Annotated in this window: 3 protein-coding genes; 2 read left to right on the top strand and 1 reads right to left on the bottom strand. The window is 72.6% G+C overall.

Features of this window, described 5'->3' with window-relative positions; genetic code table 11:
- The coding region (locus NCC78_RS29545; protein WP_250798648.1) for a PhoX family protein at positions 1 to 1868 on the top strand (1868 nt) is incomplete at its 5' end.
- 74 nt (positions 1869 to 1942) lie between these two features.
- Here the strand turns inward: NCC78_RS29545 and NCC78_RS29540 are convergent.
- Positions 1943 to 2725 carry an IclR family transcriptional regulator gene (locus tag NCC78_RS29540; RefSeq protein ID WP_250798646.1) on the bottom strand — a complete coding sequence of 261 codons (783 nt, stop codon included), beginning with the start codon at positions 2723 to 2725 and terminating at the stop codon, positions 1943 to 1945.
- 154 nt (positions 2726 to 2879) lie between these two features.
- Here NCC78_RS29540 and NCC78_RS29535 point away from each other — a divergent pair.
- Positions 2880 to 3449: MFS transporter (locus NCC78_RS29535; RefSeq protein ID WP_250798645.1), on the top strand; the 570-nt coding region annotated here is incomplete at its 3' end.

Raw genomic sequence — 3449 nt, 5'->3', positions numbered from 1 at the left:
CCGCCGCCGCGCCCGAGGTCGCCGTGGTCCCCGAGACCCTCGGCTTCGACCGCCCCGACGGCGGGGTCGGCAGCGGCGCGCTGACCTTCAAGCCCGTCCCGCCGAACACCCTCGACAGCCTCGTCGTGCCGAACGGCTACGACCACTCGGTCGTCATCCGCTGGGGTGACCCGGTGGTGCCGGGCGCGCCCGAGTTCGACCTGCACGGCCAGACCGCCGCGGCGCAGGCGAAGCAGTTCGGCTACAACAACGACTTCGTCGGCGTGCTGCCGCTGGGCCGGCGCCGGGCGCTGCTCGTGGTCAACCACGAGTACACCAACGAGGACCTGATGTTCCCCGGCTTCACCAGCCAGGACGCGCTCTCCGTCGAGCAGCTGCGGGTGGCGATGGCCGCGCACGGCATGTCCGTGGTGGAGCTGGAGCGGGTCGGCGGCACCGGGCAGTGGCGGCCGGTCACCTCCGGCCGGCGGCCCTACAACCAGCGGGTCACCGCGCTGAGCACCACCTTCGAGCTGACCGGCCCGGCGGCCGGCTCGGCGTGGCTGCGGACCGCGGCCGACCCGAAGGGCCGCACGGTCATCGGCACGCTGAACAACTGCGCCGGCGGCGTGACCCCGTGGGGCACGGTGCTCTCCGGCGAGGAGAACTTCAACCAGTACTTCGTCGGCGGCGACGCCGCCCCGGAGTCGGAGAAGCCGAAGCTGGCCCGGTACGGCATCAACACCACCGCCCGCTACCCGAGCGGCAGCCGCAAGTGGGAGCGCGCGGATGAGCGCTTCGACCTGGCCCGGCATCCGAACGAGGCCAACCGGCACGGCTGGATCGTGGAGCTCGACCCGTTCGACCCGGAGAGCCGCCCGCGCAAGCACACCGCGCTGGGCCGGTTCAAGCACGAGGGCGCGAACGTCATCGTCGCCCCCAGCGGTCACGTCGTCGGGTACCTGGGTGACGACGAGCGGTTCGACTACCTCTACAAGTTCGTCTCGGACAAGAAGTTCATGAAGGGCAGCTCCTGGGTCGCCCGCAAGCACAACCTGACCCTGCTGGAGTCGGGCACCCTCTACGTGGCCCAGCTCGAGGGCAACAGCGCCGCCGAGGTCGACGGCTCCGGCACGCTCCCGGCCGACGGCGCGTTCGACGGCCGTGGCCGCTGGATCCGACTGGTCAGCGGCAACCGCTCCTACGTCGAGGGGATGACCGCCGCGGACGTGCTCACCTTCACCCGGCTCGCCGGTGACAAGGTCGGCGCGACCAAGATGGACCGTCCCGAGGACGTCGAGCCGAGCCTGCTCACCGGCAAGGTGTACGTGGCCCTGACCAACAACACCGACCGGGGCAAGCCGGGCAAGGCGGCCGCCGATGAGGCCAACCCGCGCAACCTCAACAAGCACGGCCAGGTGCTGGAGCTGGTCGAGGAGCGGGGCGACAACACGGCCGAGACGTTCGCCTGGTCGCTGCCGATCGTCGCCGGCGACCCGGCCGACGCGTCGACGTTCTTCGCCGGGTACGACAAGACGAAGGTCTCCCCGATCTCCTGCCCGGACAACGTCGCCTTCGACGCCACCGGCAACCTCTGGATCTCCACCGACGGCAACGCGTTGGGCAGCAACGACGGCCTCTTCGCCACCGCCGTCGAGGGGCCCGAGCGGGGCCACCTCAAGCAGTTCCTGACCGTGCCGGTCGGCGCGGAGGCCTGCGGCCCGTTCATCATCGGGGACAACCGCTCGGTCTTCGTGGCCGTGCAGCACCCGGGTGAGCTCAGCGGGGCGAGTGTCGAGAAGCCGGCGTCGAACTGGCCGGACGGCGACTACGCCAAGCCGGGCATGGTGGTCACCTGGCGCCTGGACGGCGGCCCGATCGGCAGCTGACTCCTCCTCCGGCGGTCCGGCGCTGGACCGCCACGACAGGCCCCCTCCCACCCGGGGAGGGGGCCTGTCGGTGTCTAGCTGTCGGCGGCGATGCTGTCGGCGATGGTCCGGGCGGTGGTGAGCAGCTTGGCGCGGACCACCCGCGCGGAGGTCATCATCTCGCCGGCCGGCAGCGCGCAGGCGAGCACCACCCGGCGCTCCATGTCCTTGTCCGGGGTGACCAGCACCGCGGCGCAGGCCACGCCCTGCCGGAACTGCCCCAGCTCCAACTGCATGCCGCGCCGGTCACCGGCGGCCAGGTCGGCCTCGAACGCCTCGATGGTGGTCAGGGTGGCGGTGGTGAACGGGCGCATGCCGTACTCCCGCAGGTAGCGGAAGCGCTGCTCGGCGGTGAGCGTGGCGAGCAGCGCCTTGCCGAGCGCGGTCGCGTGCGCCCCCTCGTCGAAGCCGGGGACGAGGTCCTCCAGGTACGGCGAGCGGGGCCCCTCGGCGACGGCCGTGATCGCCACCTGACCGCCCACGAAGCGGCCCAGGTAGTGGCTGTAGCCGGTGTCCAGGGCGGAGCGGCGCAGGCACTCCCCGACCGCCGGCGGCCCCCGGAACGCCGTGACGAGTTCGCGGTAGCGGTCGGCCACCTCCAGCCCCACGATGTACGTGCCGTCCTCGCGCCGGATCACGTAGCCCTCGTAAGCCAGGGTGCGGACCAGATGGTAGGTCGTCGCCACGGTCAGCTCGCAGCGCCGGGCGATCTGTTTGACGGTCAGCCCCTTCGGGGCGCGACCGACCGACTCGAGCACGCGTAGCGCGCGGGAGACGCTCCGGATGAGGTCCGAAGGTTCCGCCAAGGGGTCGCGCACAACCACCTCCGCAGCCGGGGACTTACACCATATGAAATACAGGCCCGGTGCGAAATGCCTGTTCGGGTGGAGGATGCCAGATCGTCATCGACGGGCTGTGCACCGTCAGGCACGCTGCGTGGCCCGAGAGCGGCTCGCGTAGGTTGGCCGGACCATGACCGACACCGTGCTCCACCCCGACCCGGGCGCCACCTCGGCCCGGCCCGTGCGGGCCGCCGCCGGCGCCATCGCCGTGACCATCGCCTCCGTCCTGCCGGTCTTCCTGGTCGGCGGGCTCGCCGTGCAGATGGGCGAGGACCTCGGCTTCTCCCCGGCCGGCCTGGGCCTGGCCGTCTCGGTCTACTTCGGGGTCAGCGCGCTGGCCTCGGTGCCCTCCGGGGGCCTCGTCGAGCGGTACGGGCCGGCCGTGGTGGCCCGCTGCGGCGTGCTGCTCTCCGCCGGGGCGATGCTCGCCATCGCCGCCCTCGCCCGGTCGTACGTGATGCTGGTGGGCCTGCTGGCGCTCAGCGCCGCCGCGAACGCCCTCGGCCAACTGTCCAGCAACGCGGCGCTGGCCCGGCACGTGCCGGCGCGACGGCAGGGGCTGTCGTTCGGGGTGAAGCAGGCCGCCATCCCCGTCTCCACGCTGCTCGCCGGCGTGGCCGTGCCGACGGTCGCGCTGACCGCCGGCTGGCGGTGGGCGTTCGTGGCGGCGGCCGGGGCGGCCCTGGCCGCGCTGCACCGG

Origin of the sequence: Micromonospora phytophila, assembly GCF_023656545.1 — a bacterium.
Classification (GTDB): Bacteria; Actinomycetota; Actinomycetes; order Mycobacteriales; family Micromonosporaceae; genus Micromonospora; species Micromonospora phytophila.
Note: the sequence above shows the minus strand (reverse complement) of the source record. Positions and strands in the feature narration are given on the sequence as shown.